This window comes from Mobiluncus curtisii ATCC 43063 (assembly GCF_000196535.1).
Classification (GTDB): domain Bacteria; phylum Actinomycetota; class Actinomycetes; order Actinomycetales; family Actinomycetaceae; genus Mobiluncus; species Mobiluncus curtisii.
This window is the reverse complement of record NC_014246.1, coordinates 97352-114946: the sequence shown is the minus strand read 5'-3', so window position 1 is coordinate 114946 and position 17595 is coordinate 97352. Positions and strand designations below refer to the sequence as shown.

Below are 17595 nucleotides of genomic sequence, written 5' to 3'. Positions count from 1 at the left end.
GCGGCTTTCAAGCCTTTATTCTTCATCCATACCGTCAGGACGCGCTATTTCTCTATTCACACCATACATCGGGTATTTACCTGGGCTTTTAGCCTTCCCGGCAATTTCCCCTGATATTTTGAGGAAATCTACAGGAAAATAGGTCTTTTTGCGTGTTATGATGATTGTTTCGGAATAAAACGACCCTCAGGCAATATGGATACTCAGCTCGGCAAAGTGGTGCTCTGGTCTGAGGACGAATCGACGGGTTAATACCCTGGTATGAGGCTCCACGAGGGCGGGTGCCGCCGCAGTTGCTTATGCTTACTGAGCAAAGAAAATCACTATGCTTACGCTAAACACCACGACAGGAGGGAATCTATTGTCGTTCGTAGGAAGGTCCTGGCGTTACGTCGCCCGGAAACGAATTAAAACCATCATCATTTTCGCTATATTTCTGGCGATGTCTACGGTGCTGATGTCCGCTAATGCCGTGTCCCGCGCTACTGACGCCACCGCGGCGGAAATCGATGCAAAAACTGGACAGGGATTTGTGCTGGGAAACAATCCCCAGTTCAACACCGGCACGCCGCGAGGCGCCGGAAACGTGAAGCCCGCCGACATTAAAAAACTCGCCTCGCTGGACGGAGTGCAGAACTACGTCGCCCGCCAGAACGTCACCGCTGACCTGGTGGACGCCACAGCCCAAAAGCTCGACCGTCAAGACTATGACGAAACGAAAGAAGCCCAGTTCGGCAACGCCGTGAACGTGTGGGGAGTCAACGACACCAAGATGGATAATAACTTCCGCTCCGGGGCGTTAAAACTGGTGGCAGGTCGCCACCTGAATGCCCAGGACAAAAATAAATCCATCATCAACCAGGACTTGGCAAAAGCCAATCACCTGACCATCGGCAGCAAACTGACACTCAAGGGCAACCCTTATGACGCCGATAACCAAAACCACTCGACTAATGAAGTCACCACCGAAATCGTCGGACTCGTGTCCGGTTCAAACGCAGACCGGGCGGTATCGCGCAACGAACTGTTTTCTAACACCGTGTTTACCGACTTGGACACCACCCGGACGCTGTACAACGTCACACCTGCCACCGAAATCTATCAAGATGCGAACTTCTTTGTGAAAAAGGGCGCCAACTTTGACGATGTGGTGAAAGCTGCCGCTGCCAAAGACATCGACTGGCGCAGCTACCAGTTGAGCCGCTCGACCCAATACCTCGCCGGTATCACCGGCGCGATTGACGGGGTTCGTAGTGTCATGACCACCACCACGATTGCTACCTTTGTGTTGGCAGGAGCCATTTTGGCGCTGGTGCTGTGTCTGTGGCTCAACGAACGTAAGAAAGAGACGGGAACCCTGCTGTCGATGGGGGTGACCAAAGCGAGCATTATGGCGCAGTACGCCCTGGAGCTAATCTTTATTGCCGTTCCTGCTTTCGTCCTGTCCTATTTCGGGGCGGGAATGCTGGCGCAGGGGATGGGCACTTCCGTGCTGTCCTCGGTCAATCACCAAGCTGCTCAAGAAATGGCGAAAGCCGGTCAGTTTGGGGCGGATATGGAATCTTCGGCGTCTATGAAGACGCTAGAGAAACTCACCGTAGACCTGAGCCTGGCATCCGCTGGTCAGATTGCAATCACGGTGCTGGTGCTGATTGCGATAGTCGTGGTCATTGTCTCCGTGCCGATGCTGCGAAAAAGCCCGCGTGCCCTGTTGGTGGATAACAAATGAACGGGGTATGGTCACGTTCTTGGCGTTCGGTCATTCGCCGACCGCGTCGCAGCCTGCTGATGGTGGCGATTATTACCCTGGTGTTTACCGCCCTGGTCGCCCAGTCCGGGGTAAAGTCCACCATGTTGAGTGTGCGCGATGCCATCAGCTCTAACGTTTTGGCGGGGTTCACCGCCACCAGCCAAACCGGTCAGCTCCCGGACCAGACCTTGAAACAACTCGCTGACCTGCCGGGAGTCAAACGCCACGCCTATGAAGGCGAAGCTGCAGCAAAACCGGAAAATGCCAGCCTGGTCAGCGCCGCCAGCGGAATCCAGCTGGACCCCGAGTTTGGCGGGGATTTGCTGGGAATCAAAGGCACCAGCGATTCGTCGCTAAACCCAGAGTTCTTGGGGAAAATTTATACCTTGGAACAGGGCTCTCACATCGGTAAACCTGGTGTTGAGGCGATGATTCACCGCGACTTCGCGCGGAAAAATTCCCTGCACTTGGGAGACACCCTGGAACTGCGCCACGAAAACACCGTGGTGCGACTGAAAATCGGGGGGATTTATTCCGGGAAAGCCGAAAACCGTACCGGGCTGCCCTCGGGGAACTCCGAAAACCAAGTGTTTACGAACCTCGACGCCCTGCAAAAGCTCGGCGGTCAGGTCAGTACCGCACGTTACTTTACCGAGCGAGCTGACCAACTGCCCCAGGTCCTGAAAGCCGCTCAGACCACGGCCCCCAAGCTGAGCCTGGAAAACAATTCGGCGCAGTTCGCCGATGTGCTCCAAGCCATTTCCGGCGTCGACCAGATGCTAGGAATGCTGCTGTGGGGATTCTGCCTGGCAGGAGCGCTGGTATTGGCACTGGTGGCGACATTCTGGGTGCGCTCGCGATTGCCCGAGATTGGTATCTTGCTGTCCCTGGGCAAGACGAAACTGGAGGTCGGGCTGCAGTTCCTCCTGGAGGCAATCATATTTGGGGCGCTGGGCGCCGTGCTGGCAGTCATCCTGGGACGGCTGCTGTCAAACAGCTTGGGTCAGCTGGTGCTGTCCAAAGCCGGGAATGAGACGTTAGCGGCGCTAGAGCCTGCCAACGGAATCGCGGGGAATGCGATGTCCCTGGGACTGGGCTTCCTGGTCATCATCATCGCGCTGGGGCTGGCGCTGTTCCCCATCATGCGTCAAACCCCGAAATCTATTCTTTCCAAGTTGAGTTAAGGAGAAAAAATGAGCATTTTACAGTTGGATCACATCGATTACACCTACAAAGGTGCTGGGGCAAAAGTCCTGGACGACGTCAACTACGAGTTTCAGAAAGGTAAGTTCTATGCCATTCTGGGAGCCTCCGGGGCAGGCAAATCCACGATGCTGAGTCTGCTGGCAGGACTCGATGCCCCGACCGCGGGTACGGTCCTATTTGACGGGGCAGACATCGCGAAAAAGGGTTATTCCTACCATCGCAAGCACCAAATTTCCCTGGTGTTTCAAAACTACAACCTCATCGACTACCTGACTCCACTGGAGAACCTGCGCTTGGTCAACGCGAAAGCCAGCACAGAAATGTTGGAAAAGTTGGGCTTGGACGCGAAAGAAGCGAAACGCAACGTCCTGTTGCTGTCCGGCGGGCAACAGCAGCGGGTCGCCATCGGACGCGCCCTGGTGTCCGCAGCGCCGGTCATTTTGGCAGACGAACCGACCGGCAACCTGGATGAAGCGACCGCCGCGGGAGTGACAGAAATCCTGCAAAAGGCTGCCCACGAGGAAGGCAAATGCGTCATTGTGGTGACTCACTCCAAAGAGCTCGCCCGCAACGCCGACGTGACCCTGCGACTACAGCGACGCAAACTTGTGGAACTGTAAAGTTTTGCCTCCGGTCGATTTACTCGCCGGAGGCAAAACTCTTTTTAGAAGCTGATAATGCCGAACGTTTTCAACACGCTGGTGATAAAGATTGCCACCAGCAGGATGGGGGCGACGTATTTAATCATCACACCCCACAGCCCGGCTCTTTTGAACTCCCCAGAGAGACGCACTTCGTCAATGAGTACTGCTGGCTTCTTTCGCCACCCAAAGAACAGACACATCAACAAACCACCCAGTGGCATCATCACCGAGCTGGTCATAAAGTCCAGGAAGTCAAGTATGGTCGACCCCTCACCGAGAGGCTGAATAAACGACAGGGAGCTGTAGCCCAAGGTCACGATGATTCCCGCAGAGCTGAGCACCACGACAGTGACCAACAGGGCTTGGCGTCGTTTCCATGCCAGAGTGTCCTGAAGGATGGACACACAGGCTTCGACCAGGGAAATCATACTGGTCAGAGCGGCAAACATGACCAGCAGGAAAAACACGAAACCGATACCGGTAGCGATTCTGCCAAACTTTTCAAACACCTCCGGGATAACCAGGAACATCAGGGACGGTCCGGAATTCTTTGCCACGGCGTTGGCAGAACCCAAGGTCGCGAACGTGGCGGGAATAATCATCAATCCCGCCAGCAGACTAATCCCCAGCGTGGTGCCGGTCGTTTGGAGGGCCGAGGACGTCACCGAGACGTCCTTTTTCATGTAAGACCCGTAGGTGACCATCGTCGCCGCACCCAGCGACAGACCAAAGAACGTCTGTCCCAGAGCGGCGATGAGCAACTCTAGTGAAAACTTGGAAAAATCGGGAACCAAGAAATATCGCAAACCGTCCAAAGCGCCGGGCTGGGTCAAAGTAAAGATTCCAATCAACAGTGAAACCAGAATCAGCGCCGGCATCATAATCAGGTTAGCGCGTTCCACCCCACCGTTGACCCCCAGTGCCACGATGATGAACGTAATCGCCCCGAACAGCAGCATGAACGCCACAGATTGCGGACCGTCAGAGATGAATGCCCCGAAATTATCGCCTCCGTCAGCCAGTTCTTTCGTCATGCCGGCGGCGTAGGCGAACATGTAGCGGGTCACCCAGCCGCCCACCACGCCATAATACGAAGCAATGATGAAGGGGACCGCGGCGGTGAGCATTCCCACAAACCGATATTGCTTACCGAAAGATGCAAACGCCATGATGATGGATTTGCCCGTGTTCCGCCCTAGTGCAATTTCCAACACCAGCAGCGCAACACCCAAGGTCAGCATAAAGAGAAAGAACACAAAGATAAACGTGCCCCCACCGTAGTGCGCCGCCAGGTAAGGGAAACGCCAGATAGTGCCCAATCCGACCGCTGAACCGGCTGCCGCGAGGACGAAACCGAGTTTTCCTGACCACGAGGCTCGCTGCTCGGGGACCACACTGACATCTACCAAAATAATCTTCCTTTGTCTTTTCGATTTTGCAGTGGGGACAGCCAACGGTATTTTGGGTTGTGAAACCAGCCGGGGCTCTCTCCGCAGAAATCTTACATTCCCAACCCAAAAAGACCGTATTTTGGATGCGTTGGGGGAAAGTCGGGGCGGTCGGGGCAACGTTTGTGGCGCACCAGCCCGGTGGGGCGAGTGACGTGACCCGCAACGGTTAGTTCCGTTCGTGACCCCGACCAGCCGCGCCACGAAATGTCGCTAGGGAAGTGCGCGGTACCGACCCGTCGGGATGCCCCGCAGCAAGGCTAAAATATGAGGCTTTTGTGGTCGTTGTGAAACGAGTGCATCCAGAGGGTGGAAAACCGCGGAAAAATCGAGATTTGTTTGCTAACTTGCTGACAAATGCGCTAAATTTGCGTAGTCTCTAATGGAGGATTTCACCAAAGTGAAATCGACGATCTATCCGAAAGGAATCACATGTCTGTGAATCGTACTGAACTTGTTGCCGAGATCGCCAAAAAAGCCGGTCTGTCCAAGACCGAAGCTGACGGCGCTCTGTCTGCTTTCCAGGAAATCTTGATTGACTCCCTCAAGAAGGGTGAAACCGTGAAGGTAACCGGTCTGATGAATGTGGAGCGCGTTTCTCGTGCCGCTCGTACCGGTCGCAACCCCCGCACCGGCGAAGAAATCAAGATTCCCGCTGGCTACGGCGTTAAGATTTCTGCCGGCTCCACCCTGAAGAAGGCTGTGTCCAACAAGTAATCGAAGCATCTCGTACGAAGCGGTCGCCCCCGTGGCGACCGGCTTTGTTTTTAGGGGCGTCGCTCGGACCGAGTCTGCCACCACCACAGCCCAGGCTGACCCGGGCGGTTACAGGTTACAATGGTGGCATGAGCGAAACAACTGCGGGTCAGCCCCTGACTCAAGGTGGCACGGCGGTGCTGGAACGCACCGAAACCGAACTGAAACGTAATCCTGGTGACAACGAACGTTATGCCCACTACGTGCGCAAAGATCGAATTACTGCCTCGGCAGTGACCGGTCAAGCTGTCATCGCCCTGTGCGGCAAAGTCTGGGTGCCGATGCGCGACCCTAAGAATTTCCCGATTTGCCCGGCGTGCAAAGAAATCATGAAGTCCATGAACGGGGACCATAACGGTCAACCCGGCTGGCCCTTTTTCGGTGGTTCTGAGAGCTAAAGGTCCACGTATTCCGTGGGGATAGCCACTTCGCCTTCGCTCAAGCGCCACGCCTGATAAGGCAGTTCGTTACGGAACTCGATGTGGTGCTGCTGAGCGCGCTGCAGGGCATCGGGACCAATCCAAGATTTGTCAATAGTCCCGTCGATTACGAAATCCCGCTGCAATGGGCGAGCCTCGTGACTCGCGAAGTATTCCGTAGCAGCCTCCCGGTTCGGGGCAGTCACCAGCAGCTCGGTCGTGGCAGTGTGATCCTCAATAGCGCGTCCCGCCCATTTCAATCCGCCCCGAGTCGACTTCTCAACCGAGCGTTTCGCCACCGATTCCAGATTCCCGTTTGCGTCCTCACGAGCGACCAGCTTGTAGACCAGGGCAGCGGTCGGAATCCCCGAACCGGTCACCAATCGGGTGCCCACCCCGTAGGAATCCACTGGCGCGGCGCCCAAACCGGCAATAGCGTATTCATCCAGATCATTGGTCACCGTAATCTTGGTGGAAGTCGCCCCCAAATCATCGAGCTGTTGGCGAACTTTAAACGCGCCTGCCACCAGGTCACCCGAATCCAAACGAACCGCACCCAGTTCCCCCCCGGCAGCTCTGGCAATTCGCACCGCTTTCTCGACGGCAGCAGTCACGTCGTAGGTATCTACCAGCAGTGTAGTGTCCGGACCCATCGACTCAATCTGAGCGGTGAAAGCGGCTTCTTCATCCTCAAACAGCAGGGTAAAGGCGTGGGCAGCAGTGCCGATAGCGCGAATCCCGTATCGTTTCCCGGCCTCTAAGTCAGACGTACCCTGAAAACCGCCAATTTGTGCGGCGCGAGCAGCGGAAACAGCCGCCCGCTCATGTACCCGGCGCGCCCCCATATCCAGACAGGGTCTGCCGTGAGCGGCAATGGTCATCCGGGATGCCGCCGACGCCACCGCACAGTCGAAGTTCAAAATCGACAGCAGGTAGGTTTCCAACAGGCAAGTCTCGGCAAACGTCCCGCGAACCGTCAAAATTGGCGAATTCACCATGAATACTTCGCCTTCGGGATAGCCGAAAATGTCGCCGGAAAACTGGTAATCCTCCAGAAACTTAATCGTTTTCTGTCCGACGATTTTGTGATCCGAGAGGTATTTCAGCTGGGAATCATCGAACTGGAAACGCTTGAGTCCCTCCAAAATCCGCGCCACTCCAGCCATCACCAGGAAACGCCGCGAAGCGGGAAATCGTCGGGTAAAAATCTCAAACACGCATTGGCGCTGTCCCATCCCGTGCTCCAAAGCGGAGTCCACCATGGTCAGCTCGTACATATCAGTCAGTAAGGCAGTCGATTCGCGCGTGTTCATAGGTATAATTATAGTCGTGCCCGGCGGGTTTTCCGTTTTTACCCGGAGACGCCGGCATCCCTCTCGCGCGTTTACCTGTCACCAGGACGGGGATAAAGCCGACATCTGTTCATTCCCGTCTCGGTGGCGTGACGGGAGCCGGTAGCATAAAGCTATGCGCAAGGATGATGCTGATTCCCGTAAAAACCTAGTTCCCCACGTGTCAAATGCCCACAAGCTCGGCAGCGGCAGAGTGACCAGGGCTGTCGTCGCCCTCCTGGTGGTGCTGCTCCTGGCAGGTTTGGTCGGTTTACTGGTGCTCTAAGATGCTGGTGGAGCTTTTTGCTTCGAGGCGCGGTAATCCTGCGCGCCTGGTCAAAAACCTTTAACCTTAAAGCGTGAGTATTGTCGAACCCGGTACCGAATATGCTCCGTCTGCGGTCGCCCAGCTGGACCGGGTCCTTCCCGGTCAGTGGAACACAGTGGTGTGGAACGACGCCGTGAACCTGATGAGCTATGTGACCTGGGTGTTTAAGACCTATTTCGGGTACTCGCACGAGCGCGCGGAGCACCTGATGAAAGAAGTCCATTTTAAAGGTCGCGCTGTGGTGAGTGCGGGAACCCGTGAACAGATGGAAGCTGACGTGTTGGCGATGAGTGAATACGGGCTGTGGGCGACGCTCGAACAGGAAGCTGATTGAGGGGGACCGGACAAGATGCGTGCATTTGCAGCGCTGAACGCGCCTTCAGAAGGGTGGTTCAGCAGGGTTGAGCCGCACGAGGCGGTCTTGCTGGCGGGGATTTTCGAGGAACTGGCTGACGCGATGGAAGCCGAAGAACAGCGCGACGTCCTGGACATGATGGGGGTGGACCTCGATCCGAATTCCCCGAAAGAACACACTCTCATGTTTGAGAAACTGTTGGGAGTAGATACGGTGTCTTCCATCACCTCGCGTCCCGAACTGCACAGCGCCAGTGAGGAAACAGAGACGGAAACGGACCTCAATCAGCCCCACGAACAGCCTGGTGAATCCGCCACCCCACGCCGCGGAAACACCGGCTTTGAACCGAACTCACGGGGCATGACCGACGATCAAACCTTAGCGGCGCTAGACTTCGACCCCCTGGGTCCGCGTCCATGCCCAGCGAACCCCTACATTGCGGCAATCTTGCGCCCCATGAGCCAGGACCCGGAAGAAGCTGCGGAACTGCGCGCCTTGACCACCCCCGATTTGGCAGCGAAAAAAACTGCTGCCATGCGAACGGTCGCTGAAAGCCTGCGGTGGGCTGCCCACAGCAACGGTGCCGTGATGGTGAAGCCGGAAGCCTTGAAAGTGTGGGTCACCGCTATCAACGATGCACGCTTGGCTTTGGGGTGGTCCTTGGGCATTGATAACGACACCAGAGCGGAAGAAGTCGAGCTGATGGCGGAGTCCGACCCGGAGACCGGGGTCTACACAGCTTACGAAATCACCATCGCCAGCATTTATAATGCTTTGTCGTGGTGGTTGGAAACGTTAATGTATGCCGTTGATGGTTAGAACGCAAAGGATTTGATAGTGAATAACGCACCCATTGGGATTTTTGATTCCGGGCTGGGCGGGCTGACAGTGGCTCGTTCTATCATCGACCAGCTGCCGGGTGAATCGGTGATTTATATCGGAGACACTGCCAATAGCCCCTACGGCACCAAACCGGTGGAACGAGTCAAAGAACTGTCCCTGAGCGTCATGGACAAGCTGGTGGATCGCGGGGTAAAGATGCTGGTCATCGCCTGTAACACGGCTTCGGCTACGGCAGTATTTGCGGCGCGGTCAAAGTATGATGAGTTGGGGATTCCCGTCCTGGAAGTCATTTCACCAGCCGTGCATCGTGCCGTGTCCGCTACCCGAAATGGGCATATCGGGGTCATCGCTACCCACACCACTATTGAAACGGAAACCTATCAACGTGCCCTGCACGCTTACCAGCAAGTGCAGGTCAGCGCGAAAGCTTGCCCGGCATTCGTGGACTTCGTGGAACGCGGCATTACTTCGGGTCCGGAATTGCTAGCGGTAGCGCGAGAATACTTGGAACCAATCCGTGATGCCGGGGTGGACACCCTGGTGTTGGGCTGCACTCATTATCCGTTGCTTTCCGGTATCATCAGCTACGTTATGGGACCGGAAGTGACTTTGGTTTCTTCTGCCGAGGAGACTGCTCACGATGTCTATCGTCAACTGTTGGACAAGGACTGGTTGAACACAGATGACGGCACAGATACGGTAAACCCCCGTTACCAGTTCTTGGCAACGGGGGATACGCAAACCTTTACACGGCTGGCACGCAGATTCTTGGGACCGGAGGTCACTGCGGTCGAGCGCGTGTGAAAATCAGATTACTGAACCTTAGGCGTAAACGTCGAGCCCGCCTTGCGGGTTCATGACCTTTAGCGCTGCGGCTGCCGTAGCAGCTTTAGTCGCGGTGGCTGTCTGTGCAGCGACAGCCGTTACCATCAGGGCTTTCATCGTTTCTGCGTCCATAATCGGCGCAGCGCCAGAAATTGGGTTCATGACTCCGTCCTTTCCTCAGTACCTCGGATAACCGTCACAGCATGACATCGAGGTGCGAATTCGATGACTTGTAGGTGTGCGGCAAATCCGCATGGGTCGGTTGTGAAGGACCAACGACAGGCTTGAATTCAGCAACGTTACCGTTCAAGGCACTGTGACCGCCGGTAGCCGCAGCCTCGGTTTTCGAGGTGTTCGAAATGGGCTCGGGCTTGTCTGCTTTCCCACTGGGCTCCGGAGCCGGGCGGGTGAAAGCCTGATTTGTCAACGCGGGGTTTATCGCCCCAACTACATCTGTTGAAAGCATAATTTCCTCCTGAAACTCTGGCGAAGTTAAACGACTCCGCGAGGGCAATCCTTTGCTCTCACCCTCCATTGTGCCATTTTGCCCCGTGAAAGGCTAGACTGCCGGGAAAAATCAAAGAAAAATTCTCCCTCCTTACAGGCGACTCACAGAATTTGTCTGGACAATTGAGGCAGCGTCGGTTGCGACCCAGCGCGATGAGGGCAGTCCGGAGGGGGACGCTGCCGTTACCGGGTGAGACGAGTGCGAACCCCCAGCATTGCCTCGAGCTGTGGAGCAATCTGGCTAAAGGCTTTGGTGCGGTGTGAAATAGCGTTCTTGGCGTCCTTGCTGAGCTCACCATTGGTGACCTCCTGACCGTCTGCCAGGAAAATTGGGTCGTATCCGAAGCCATTTTTTCCCTTCGGCTCGCGCACCAATCGTCCGCCCATAACCCCGTTTCCCAGGTATGTTCCACCTCCCGGAATCAGCAGCACCGCGGCACAGATAAAAGCTGCCGTGCGATAACCATCGTCAATGTCTTGCAGCTGGTTCAACAAAAGTTCCAGGTTGGCGCGGTCGTCGCCGTGATGCCCGCACCACCGAGCGGAGAAAATTCCGGGGGAGCCACCCAAAATATCCACGCTCAAACCGGAGTCATCTGCCAAAATCGGCACATCCACCACGCTGGCCAAGGCCCGTGCCTTAATCAGAGCGTTGGCAGAGAATGACGTACCGTCCTCGCGCGGTTCTGGCGCTCCCAACGTGCCGGCGGCGACAATCCCCCCCGGGCGCAGGCTGGGCACCAAAGGACGCAAAATTTCTTCAACTTCCCGAACTTTGTGGGCATTACCCGTAGCCATCACCACCTGAGCCTCCGGTGGCAGTTTCAGTTTCTGAGCGTTCTTATCCCGCAAATCCGGTACAGAAGTCAAAATACTCACGCGATTACTCCATCTGTTAGCGTCAGCACCGCTCCGGGTGCGCTGTCTACTGCCGCGCGCTGCAGCCGGGTTAAGTCACGGCAACCAGCCTGTGCTAAATCCAGCAAAGCGTCCAGCTCGGCACGGCTAAACGGGGCGCCTTCTGCGGTTCCCTGTACTTCCACCAGGGATCCGGAGCCGGTCATCACCACGTTCATATCAGTTTCGGCACGAGAATCTTCCTCGTAGGGCAGGTCCAGGCGGGGGATGGAATCAATGATACCCACCGAAATAGCACAGACCGAGTCACGGGTGGGATTGCCGGGGATAAAACCGCTGTCCCGCCCCACGGCAATGGCGCGCTGCAGGGCAATCCAAGCCCCGGTAATCGAGGCGGTACGGGTACCCCCATCGGCTTGCAAAACGTCGCAGTCTATCGCAATAGTGTTTTCCCCCAGCGCGGCGTAATCCACCGCAGCGCGCAACGCCCGTCCGATGAGTCGGGAAATCTCTGAGGTGCGCCCGCTGATTTTCCCTTTGACTGACTCGCGGGTGTTACGGGTGTCGGTAGCACGGGGGAGCATGGCATACTCGGCGGTGACCCAGCCAAAGCCAGAATCTTTGCGCCACCGGGGGACCCCCTCCGTTAAGCTGGCGGAACACAGCACCCTGGTGTTCCCGCAAGACACCAACACACAGCCCTCCGGGGCACTGACCCAATCCATGTGCAAAGTCACCTCGCGGAGCTGGTCCATCCGACGACCGTCTGCGCGCTCTATTCTCTCAGTCATATCCACAGTCTATTATTTCTGGGCGGGAACCGTGCATTGAGGCAGTTCAGAGGTCTTTCCGTCGCGGATTTTTTGCACTGCGTCCAGCGCTTCGGAAAACGTGCCGATTTTTGTCACCGTCAGCCCTTTCGGGATATGACCCACGACTTCGTCACAGTTCTGGGTCGGAGCCAGGAAAAACTTAGCTCCGTCAGCTTTTGCCCCCGCCATCTTTTGGGCAATTCCGCTGATAGGACCGACTTTTCCAGCCAGGTCGATAGTCCCGGTTCCGGCAATCACCGATTTCCCTGTCAGGTGTTCGGGTGTGAGCTGCTCCACTATTCCCAAGGCAAACATGGTCCCTGCGGAAGGTCCGCCCACGTCTTGCAGATGGAAAGTGATGTCGAGGGGAATCTTTACATCCGAAGCCAAATAGATGCTGAGTTGCGAACCTTTCCCGATTTTGCCTTTTGGTAATTTTGCCGGAGCAGTTTTCATACGCACCGTCTGGGCTTGTCCATCGCGGACGATGCCGAGTTCTATAGTGTCGCCGCCCGGCACTCCTTCCAGGAATTTTCGCAAGTCCTCGACCGTGTGGACAGTCACCGGGGTTTGACCAGGTCGGGCTATGGTCCGTACCACGTCTTTGCGATGCAAGACTCCGAACGCGGGGGATTTCTTGGCAATTTCAGCTACAGACCAGGTGATTTTCACGTTATATCCCAAGGTTTCCAGTGCCACCGCCTCGGCAGAAAGCTGGGATTGGTCCATCTGTTGCACGCCGAGTTTCTTAATATCTTTGCTAGAGACGTTGCGGGGATAGACCACATCCACCGGCAAGATGGTGGCATTGGGGTTAAATGCTGCCATAATCAGGTCCCAACCACTGACCATGGAACCGGGCCCGCCCAGGGAAGAAACCGTGGTCATGCGGAGTTGTCCGTTGTGATTCGGATAGGTTTTCGCGCCTTTTACCTCGATGAGGGGAGTCTGCTTAGAATCCTTACCCAGTACGTCAAAAGTCGGTCCGGGATAGTTGATGACCACCGGGTAGGAATAGAGGAACAGAAAATACCCGCCCAGGACGATGAGGACGAGACCCCAGACCCAACGACTCAAAGACCAGCGGGAGCGGGTCGGTTCGGGCGCGTCAGCAGGGTCTTCTGGTAGCGCATCAGTTCCGGATGCAAGCGTCAGTGAATCTTTGGGTACGGGCGTGTCCGCCCCCTTATCCAGCGCATCGGTGTTCATCACGGATACTATAGTCTCATGGATGAAAGTGAGATGCCTGACTGGGCTCAAATGCTGCGCCAGGTTTTTGGCGAGGAAAAAGCCCGCGAGATGGAAGAAAAGCTCCGTTCCGGCACCCCGTTTTCGGCGTTTTCTGGTGGAGAAGGTATTTTTGCTTTCCCGTTACAGTCGCTGCTGTCCAGTTCCGATGAACCGGTGAACTGGGACTTGGCGCGCATGACCGCCTTGGGGCGCCTGGGCGGGGCAACCCAAGTGGTGACTTCCGCGGATGCAGACCGAGTGCGTCAAGCTCTGTCAGAAGCGAATTTGCGTCTCGACCCGGTCACTTCGCTCACGCCACCCCCCGCCAGCTATGCTGCCCTGTCCGTACCAAAGTGGCTGGATGCCTCGTCTGAAGTCTGGAAAATCTTGGTTACCCCGGTGGCTGCGAAGACGTCTGATTCTATGAAACAGGCATTGTCTGCGCACATTGCGGACGGGGATTTACACGTTGAGATTTCTTCCGGACCACCCGAGCTGCATCAGCTGATGGGGCTGTTTTCCAAGGACGGTGACCCGGCGTCGCTGAATCTGGATTCCCTGCTGGGGGTGTTGAGCTCAAATCTGTTTGGGCTGCAGTTTGGTCAGGCCTGGGGGACTTTAGCGGCGGAGAGTTTCGGCTCGACCGACATCGGGCTGCCGGTTGGAGAGGTGAATCAAGCGGCAATAGTGCTGGAAAACGTGGAAAAGTTCGCTGCCGACATCAGCCTGGAAGTCGAGCCGGTGTTGACCTTCCTGGCGACTCGTGAAGCTGCCTACGTGCGGCTTTATCACGCGGTGCCGTGGTTGCGGATGCACGTCATTAAAGCGATTGAGGACTATGCGAGGGACATCAACTTCGATTTGCAGGCGATGGAGTCTGCCCTGCAAGGGCTGGACCCGATGGATCAAGATGCCCTGCATAGACTTATTGCCCAAGGCGTGCTGACTCCCAGCCAGACGAACAACCAAACCGCGGCGAAACAAAGTCTGGAAACCCTGCTGGCAATCATGGAGGGCTGGGTCGACATGGTGACCACGCGCTGCTTGGCAGGGGCGTTACCCCAGATAGGCGCTTTGCGAGAGATGATGAATCGGCGCCGCGCCACCGGTGGACCGGCAGAAAAAGCGTTCGCCGCCCTCATCGGCTTGGAACTGCGACCCAAACGATTGCGCGAAGCCAGCGCCTTGTGGTCCAAGCTGGTGGCAAAGCTCGGAGAAGCCGGGGCAGAAGGCTTGTGGGACCACCCGGACCTGCTGCCGGAGGAAAGCGACTTCGACGCCCCCGACCAGTTCGTGGCGCGTTTGGCAGGAGAAGGTCCGAAAGACCCTCTGGAAGCCGATTTAGAGGCCATGCTGCAAGGGACTTTGGGATACGCCAAAGGGTTGGAACCCGGTATCGACTCGGAGGGTGACGCGGAGGTGTCACAAGACCGTTTCGGTACCGATTCTCCCGATGGTTCCGGTGACGGGACGGACCCGGACAGCCCGCAAAATCCCGCTTCTGACGCCTAGTCAGGCAGCGGGAACTGTCCGTGCCCGCTTCGCAAATGCCGGTTCTGGAGGGACGTCAAGTTCCATCGGGAGGTAACTACAATCGCATTCCGGGTGAGACTCAAAGTGCCGCGTGGTGACGGCGCCATCCACCGAGATACGTGTGACATCGCCGGGATGCAGAGCACGGCAATCTAGGAACGCCAGAGCCTGCGCTGCCGCAATCGCTGCCCCCACTCCTGCCAACGCGGTTTCTACCCGTGGAAATGCTGCCCAGTGCAGGTTCGCGGCGCGTTCTGCCAGGTGCGTCACCGCTGTGGCTTGGTGCAGGGCGAGACAGGATGTACACGGTGTCAGTCCGGGCACGACCAACGGTCCGACCTCAACAAAATCGTGGCCTGCCACCACTGCCAGGAAAGATTGATTGGTCTGCATCGCTTTTTGTGCCGCTACCGGATCGGGGATGCCCCAGCTGAACTGCACCGCCAAGTCCGCCGCGATTCGCTGCGTCGTTACCGTGGCGTGCCGTCGACGCTGTTCCACCAGGTCTTTCGTGGTGAGCCGCGGATGGGGGGCAGTTTCCAAGTCCGGTTCGGGACTGCGGGTGGAGGTGGGGACCTGAATCTTGCCGATGCCGGCGGCGCCCAGTTCCACCGCCAGCAGTTGTGCCATGCGGTCGGCTCGATTGAGGGAGACGCTCAGTTTTTGGCGAAGCCGATAGGTGCGGCGCATCTTGGCGCCCCCCACTCGTGACCAAAAACCGTCATCGGGACCGCCGTACAGGCGGGGATTGCGCAGTTGCAGCAGTTCCGCATCAGCCAAGGTCCGCAGCATTTCCGAGACTCTGGTCAAGGGGATGCGGCAGGCTTTGGCAAAATCGGACAAATCCGGGCGTGTACAGCCTGCCACCAGGCGTTGCAGTAGCTGGAACTCTTTTTCGGAACATTGCGGAAAGTGAAACATGGTTTCCAACCCGGCGCACAGCTCGACGGAGCCATCAGGTAGCCGAACCAAGTGAATACCCTCATTTAGTTTCATAATATATCACCTCTATTCAAAGCATCTCAAAACATATATAATAAACTCAAATGACAATTTAGAGCTTGTGGATAACTCAGCGTCCAGGCTGGACAGACCCCCGGTTTCGTGCCGTGTCGACCGGCGTGGGACACTTGAGGAAACCCGGAAACGCGGGATTGAGAGGAGGTAACCGTGGACCGTAAGCGTCAGGACGCGCTGCCCAGCCCGGAAGTGAGCGCCGTCCAACTGCTCGATGACCTAGATGAACAGCAACGCGAGGTCGCCCAGCACCAGCACGGAGCACTGTGCGTGCTAGCGGGGGCGGGTACCGGAAAAACCAGGGCAATTACCTACCGCATCGCCTACGGGGTGCGCAGCGGTCAGGTCAATCCCGAAAACGTGTTGGCGCTGACATTCACCCAAAAAGCCGCGGCAGAGATGAAAACCCGCCTGGAAGGTCTGGGGGTGGGACAGGTCTGGGCGCGCACATTCCACTCCGCGGCGCTGGCGCAAGTCAGGCATTTTTGGCCACAGGTTATGGGGGGGACCGTGCCCACCGTGACCGGGCTGAAAGCGACCCTGGTGACGGCAGCGGGAGTACGTTTGGGGCTGAACCTCGGAAAAGCGCAGGTGCGCGCGCTGGCGGGGGAAATTGAGTGGGCGAAAGTTTCACTAATAGACCCGTCGCATTATGCCCTGGCAGCGCGAGCGGCAGGGCGCGAAGCCGTAGCCGATTTGAGCACCGAGCGAGTGGCAGAACTGCTGGACGCCTATGAGGACGCGAAAATAGCGGCAGAAATGCTGGATTTTGAAGATATTTTGCTGCTCTGCGCGGGCATGATGGATGAACGCGAGGATGTGGCGCGGACCATCCGCAACCAGTACCGCTACTTCGTGGTGGACGAATATCAGGACGTCTCACCCCTGCAAAACTACCTGTTGATGAGCTGGTTGGGTCGCCGCCGTGATCTGGCAGTAGTGGGGGACGCGGCACAAACCATCTACTCTTTTGCCGGCGCCACTCCGGAATACTTGACCGAGTTCACCCAGACCTATCCCGAAGCGAAGGTTGTGGAACTCATCCGGGACTACCGCTCCACTCCTCAGATTGTAAACTTGGCGAATCAGGTTCTCGCTCAGGCAAAAGGCACGGACGGTAGACCTCTGGGAGGTACTGTCCGTTTGGTATCCCAACGTGAAACCGGTCCGGAAGTGTCATGGTTCGTGGCGCCGGATGATGAAACTGAAGCCAAGGAAATTGCCCGCCGCATTCAAGACCTGCTGGCGGAAGGTCTGTCGCCCCGCCAAATTGCGGTGCTATTCCGCACCAACGCCCAAGCTGCCCTGTTCGCGGTGGCGTTGGGGGCGAAACGAATTCCTTTCGTAATCAAGGACCAGGTCACGAAACTAGCGGGAGGAACTGCGAACAGCGGGACAGACACGGAGGACGACGAACCCGGCGGCGTAACGTTAGCTTCCCTGCATTCTTCAAAGGGACTCGAGTGGGAAGTCGTGTTTCTGGCAGGAGCCAGTGAAGGGCTACTGCCCATCAGCCTCGCCCAAACCGCTGCGACCATCGAAGAAGAACGTCGCTTGTGCTATGTCGGGGTGACTCGGGCGCGCAGCCGACTTATCGTGTCTTTTGCCAAAGCCCGCCGTGACGGTTCCTCTCAAGAGCGTGAGGCGTGCCGTTTCCTGGCGCCGTTTTGGCCTCACCGCAGTGCCACGCTGCGGCGTTCCGGCAGGCACTAGACTCGGTTCGGTCGGCGCTA

The 17595-nt window shown here is 56.9% G+C and carries 20 protein-coding genes; 12 read left to right on the top strand and 8 right to left on the bottom strand.

Annotation, left to right across the window (positions count from 1 at the left end; translation table 11 throughout):
• Positions 1–325 precede the first annotated feature (325 nt).
• The 3 genes from HMPREF0573_RS00540 to HMPREF0573_RS00530 are packed head-to-tail and all read left to right on the top strand — an operon-like array spanning position 326 to position 3576.
• Positions 326–1729, top strand: coding sequence for an ABC transporter permease (locus HMPREF0573_RS00540; protein WP_013188585.1), 1404 nt, complete (start codon positions 326–328; stop codon positions 1727–1729).
• Positions 1726–2934 carry an ABC transporter permease gene (locus tag HMPREF0573_RS00535; protein ID WP_236585908.1) on the top strand — a complete coding sequence of 403 codons (1209 nt, stop codon included), beginning with the start codon at positions 1726–1728 and terminating at the stop codon, positions 2932–2934. The genes HMPREF0573_RS00540 and HMPREF0573_RS00535 overlap by 4 nt, the downstream gene beginning before the upstream one ends.
• A 9-nt stretch (positions 2935–2943) precedes the next feature.
• Positions 2944–3576, top strand: a complete 633-nt coding sequence (locus HMPREF0573_RS00530) for an ABC transporter ATP-binding protein (RefSeq protein WP_004008108.1) — start codon at positions 2944–2946, stop codon at positions 3574–3576.
• A 44-nt stretch (positions 3577–3620) separates the two neighbouring features.
• Here HMPREF0573_RS00530 and HMPREF0573_RS00525 read toward each other — a convergent pair whose 3' ends face one another.
• A complete protein-coding gene (locus HMPREF0573_RS00525; protein WP_004008107.1) occupies positions 3621–5054 on the bottom strand; it encodes a sodium-dependent transporter in 1434 nt (477 codons plus the stop codon).
• 14 nt (positions 5055–5068) lie between these two features.
• On the opposite strand from HMPREF0573_RS00525, the gene HMPREF0573_RS09760 reads away from it, so the two are divergent.
• The 3 genes from HMPREF0573_RS09760 to HMPREF0573_RS00515 all read left to right on the top strand — a co-directional run bounded on the left by HMPREF0573_RS09760 (position 5069) and on the right by HMPREF0573_RS00515 (position 6202).
• Complete coding sequence (locus HMPREF0573_RS09760) at positions 5069–5221, top strand: hypothetical protein (protein ID WP_004008106.1); 153 nt, start codon at positions 5069–5071, stop codon at positions 5219–5221.
• A gap of 259 nt (positions 5222–5480) precedes the next feature.
• A complete protein-coding gene (locus tag HMPREF0573_RS00520) occupies positions 5481–5765 on the top strand; it encodes an HU family DNA-binding protein (RefSeq protein ID WP_004008105.1) in 285 nt (94 codons plus the stop codon).
• Positions 5766–5893: 128 nt separating this feature from the next.
• On the top strand, positions 5894–6202 hold the full coding sequence (locus tag HMPREF0573_RS00515; protein ID WP_004008104.1) for a DUF3039 domain-containing protein: 309 nt from the start codon (positions 5894–5896) through the stop codon (positions 6200–6202).
• On the opposite strand, the gene HMPREF0573_RS00510 is transcribed toward HMPREF0573_RS00515, so the two are convergent.
• Complete coding sequence (locus tag HMPREF0573_RS00510) at positions 6199–7536, bottom strand: nicotinate phosphoribosyltransferase (protein ID WP_013188584.1); 1338 nt, start codon at positions 7534–7536, stop codon at positions 6199–6201. The genes HMPREF0573_RS00515 and HMPREF0573_RS00510 overlap by 4 nt on opposite strands.
• Before the next feature lie 154 nt (positions 7537–7690).
• Here HMPREF0573_RS00510 and HMPREF0573_RS09755 point away from each other — a divergent pair, with 154 nt between their 5' ends.
• The 4 genes from HMPREF0573_RS09755 (at position 7691) to murI (ending at position 9884) form a co-directional block, all read left to right on the top strand.
• Positions 7691–7840 (top strand): hypothetical protein, encoded by a 150-nt coding sequence (locus HMPREF0573_RS09755; protein ID WP_004008102.1) that lies wholly within the window; start codon positions 7691–7693, stop codon positions 7838–7840.
• 73 nt (positions 7841–7913) lie between these two features.
• Positions 7914–8216: an ATP-dependent Clp protease adapter ClpS gene (gene clpS / locus HMPREF0573_RS00505; RefSeq protein WP_004008101.1), complete on the top strand. Its 303-nt coding sequence runs from the start codon at positions 7914–7916 to the stop codon at positions 8214–8216.
• Positions 8217–8231: 15 nt separating this feature from the next.
• Positions 8232–9056, top strand: coding sequence for a DUF2017 family protein (locus HMPREF0573_RS00500; RefSeq protein WP_004008100.1), 825 nt, complete (start codon positions 8232–8234; stop codon positions 9054–9056).
• A gap of 18 nt (positions 9057–9074) precedes the next feature.
• Entirely contained in the window at positions 9075–9884 is an 810-nt protein-coding gene (gene murI, locus HMPREF0573_RS00495; RefSeq protein WP_013188583.1) for a glutamate racemase, read from the top strand.
• A gap of 18 nt (positions 9885–9902) precedes the next feature.
• Here the strand turns inward: murI and HMPREF0573_RS09750 are convergent, their stop codons facing one another.
• The 5 genes from HMPREF0573_RS09750 to HMPREF0573_RS00475 form a co-directional block, all read right to left on the bottom strand.
• Positions 9903–10067, bottom strand: a complete 165-nt coding sequence (locus tag HMPREF0573_RS09750) for a hypothetical protein (RefSeq protein ID WP_004008098.1) — start codon at positions 10065–10067, stop codon at positions 9903–9905.
• Between the two features lie 34 nt (positions 10068–10101).
• A complete protein-coding gene (locus tag HMPREF0573_RS00490; RefSeq protein ID WP_231294218.1) occupies positions 10102–10371 on the bottom strand; it encodes a hypothetical protein in 270 nt (89 codons plus the stop codon).
• Between the two features lie 224 nt (positions 10372–10595).
• Positions 10596–11291, bottom strand: coding sequence for an RdgB/HAM1 family non-canonical purine NTP pyrophosphatase (gene rdgB / locus HMPREF0573_RS00485; RefSeq protein ID WP_013188582.1), 696 nt, complete (start codon positions 11289–11291; stop codon positions 10596–10598).
• Positions 11288–12061, bottom strand: a complete 774-nt coding sequence (rph, locus tag HMPREF0573_RS00480) for a ribonuclease PH (protein ID WP_004008095.1) — start codon at positions 12059–12061, stop codon at positions 11288–11290. The genes rdgB and rph overlap by 4 nt, the downstream gene beginning before the upstream one ends.
• 12 nt (positions 12062–12073) lie before the next feature.
• Positions 12074–13291, bottom strand: a complete 1218-nt coding sequence (locus tag HMPREF0573_RS00475) for a YlbL family protein (protein ID WP_013188581.1) — start codon at positions 13289–13291, stop codon at positions 12074–12076.
• A gap of 18 nt (positions 13292–13309) precedes the next feature.
• On the opposite strand from HMPREF0573_RS00475, the gene HMPREF0573_RS00470 reads away from it, so the two are divergent.
• Positions 13310–14824: a zinc-dependent metalloprotease gene (locus tag HMPREF0573_RS00470; RefSeq protein WP_013188580.1), complete on the top strand. Its 1515-nt coding sequence runs from the start codon at positions 13310–13312 to the stop codon at positions 14822–14824.
• Here the strand turns inward: HMPREF0573_RS00470 and HMPREF0573_RS00465 are convergent, their stop codons facing one another.
• Positions 14825–15841, bottom strand: a complete 1017-nt coding sequence (locus HMPREF0573_RS00465) for a hypothetical protein (protein WP_013188579.1) — start codon at positions 15839–15841, stop codon at positions 14825–14827.
• Positions 15842–16015: 174 nt separating this feature from the next.
• Here HMPREF0573_RS00465 and HMPREF0573_RS00460 point away from each other — a divergent pair, with 174 nt between their 5' ends.
• Positions 16016–17575 (top strand): ATP-dependent helicase, encoded by a 1560-nt coding sequence (locus tag HMPREF0573_RS00460; protein ID WP_004008091.1) that lies wholly within the window; start codon positions 16016–16018, stop codon positions 17573–17575.
• Positions 17576–17595: the final 20 nt, after the last annotated feature.

Bases quoted from the DNA above. Each gene is read 5' to 3' on its own strand.
- HMPREF0573_RS00540 (WP_013188585.1), top strand. From the start codon at position 326: ATGCTTACGCTAAACACCACGACAGGAGGGAATCTATTGTCGTTCGTA.
- HMPREF0573_RS00535 (WP_236585908.1), top strand. From the start codon at position 1,726: ATGAACGGGGTATGGTCACGTTCTTGGCGTTCGGTCATTCGCCGACCG.
- HMPREF0573_RS00530 (WP_004008108.1), top strand. From the start codon at position 2,944: ATGAGCATTTTACAGTTGGATCACATCGATTACACCTACAAAGGTGCT.
- HMPREF0573_RS00520 (WP_004008105.1), top strand. From the start codon at position 5,481: ATGTCTGTGAATCGTACTGAACTTGTTGCCGAGATCGCCAAAAAAGCC.
- HMPREF0573_RS00515 (WP_004008104.1), top strand. From the start codon at position 5,894: ATGAGCGAAACAACTGCGGGTCAGCCCCTGACTCAAGGTGGCACGGCG.
- HMPREF0573_RS00510 (WP_013188584.1), bottom strand. From the start codon at position 7,536: ATGAACACGCGCGAATCGACTGCCTTACTGACTGATATGTACGAGCTG.
- HMPREF0573_RS09755 (WP_004008102.1), top strand. From the start codon at position 7,691: ATGCGCAAGGATGATGCTGATTCCCGTAAAAACCTAGTTCCCCACGTG.
- HMPREF0573_RS00500 (WP_004008100.1), top strand. From the start codon at position 8,232: ATGCGTGCATTTGCAGCGCTGAACGCGCCTTCAGAAGGGTGGTTCAGC.
- HMPREF0573_RS09750 (WP_004008098.1), bottom strand. From the start codon at position 10,067: ATGAACCCAATTTCTGGCGCTGCGCCGATTATGGACGCAGAAACGATG.
- HMPREF0573_RS00490 (WP_231294218.1), bottom strand. From the start codon at position 10,371: ATGCTTTCAACAGATGTAGTTGGGGCGATAAACCCCGCGTTGACAAAT.
- rph (WP_004008095.1), bottom strand. From the start codon at position 12,061: ATGACTGAGAGAATAGAGCGCGCAGACGGTCGTCGGATGGACCAGCTC.
- HMPREF0573_RS00475 (WP_013188581.1), bottom strand. From the start codon at position 13,291: ATGAACACCGATGCGCTGGATAAGGGGGCGGACACGCCCGTACCCAAA.
- HMPREF0573_RS00470 (WP_013188580.1), top strand. From the start codon at position 13,310: ATGGATGAAAGTGAGATGCCTGACTGGGCTCAAATGCTGCGCCAGGTT.
- HMPREF0573_RS00465 (WP_013188579.1), bottom strand. From the start codon at position 15,841: ATGAAACTAAATGAGGGTATTCACTTGGTTCGGCTACCTGATGGCTCC.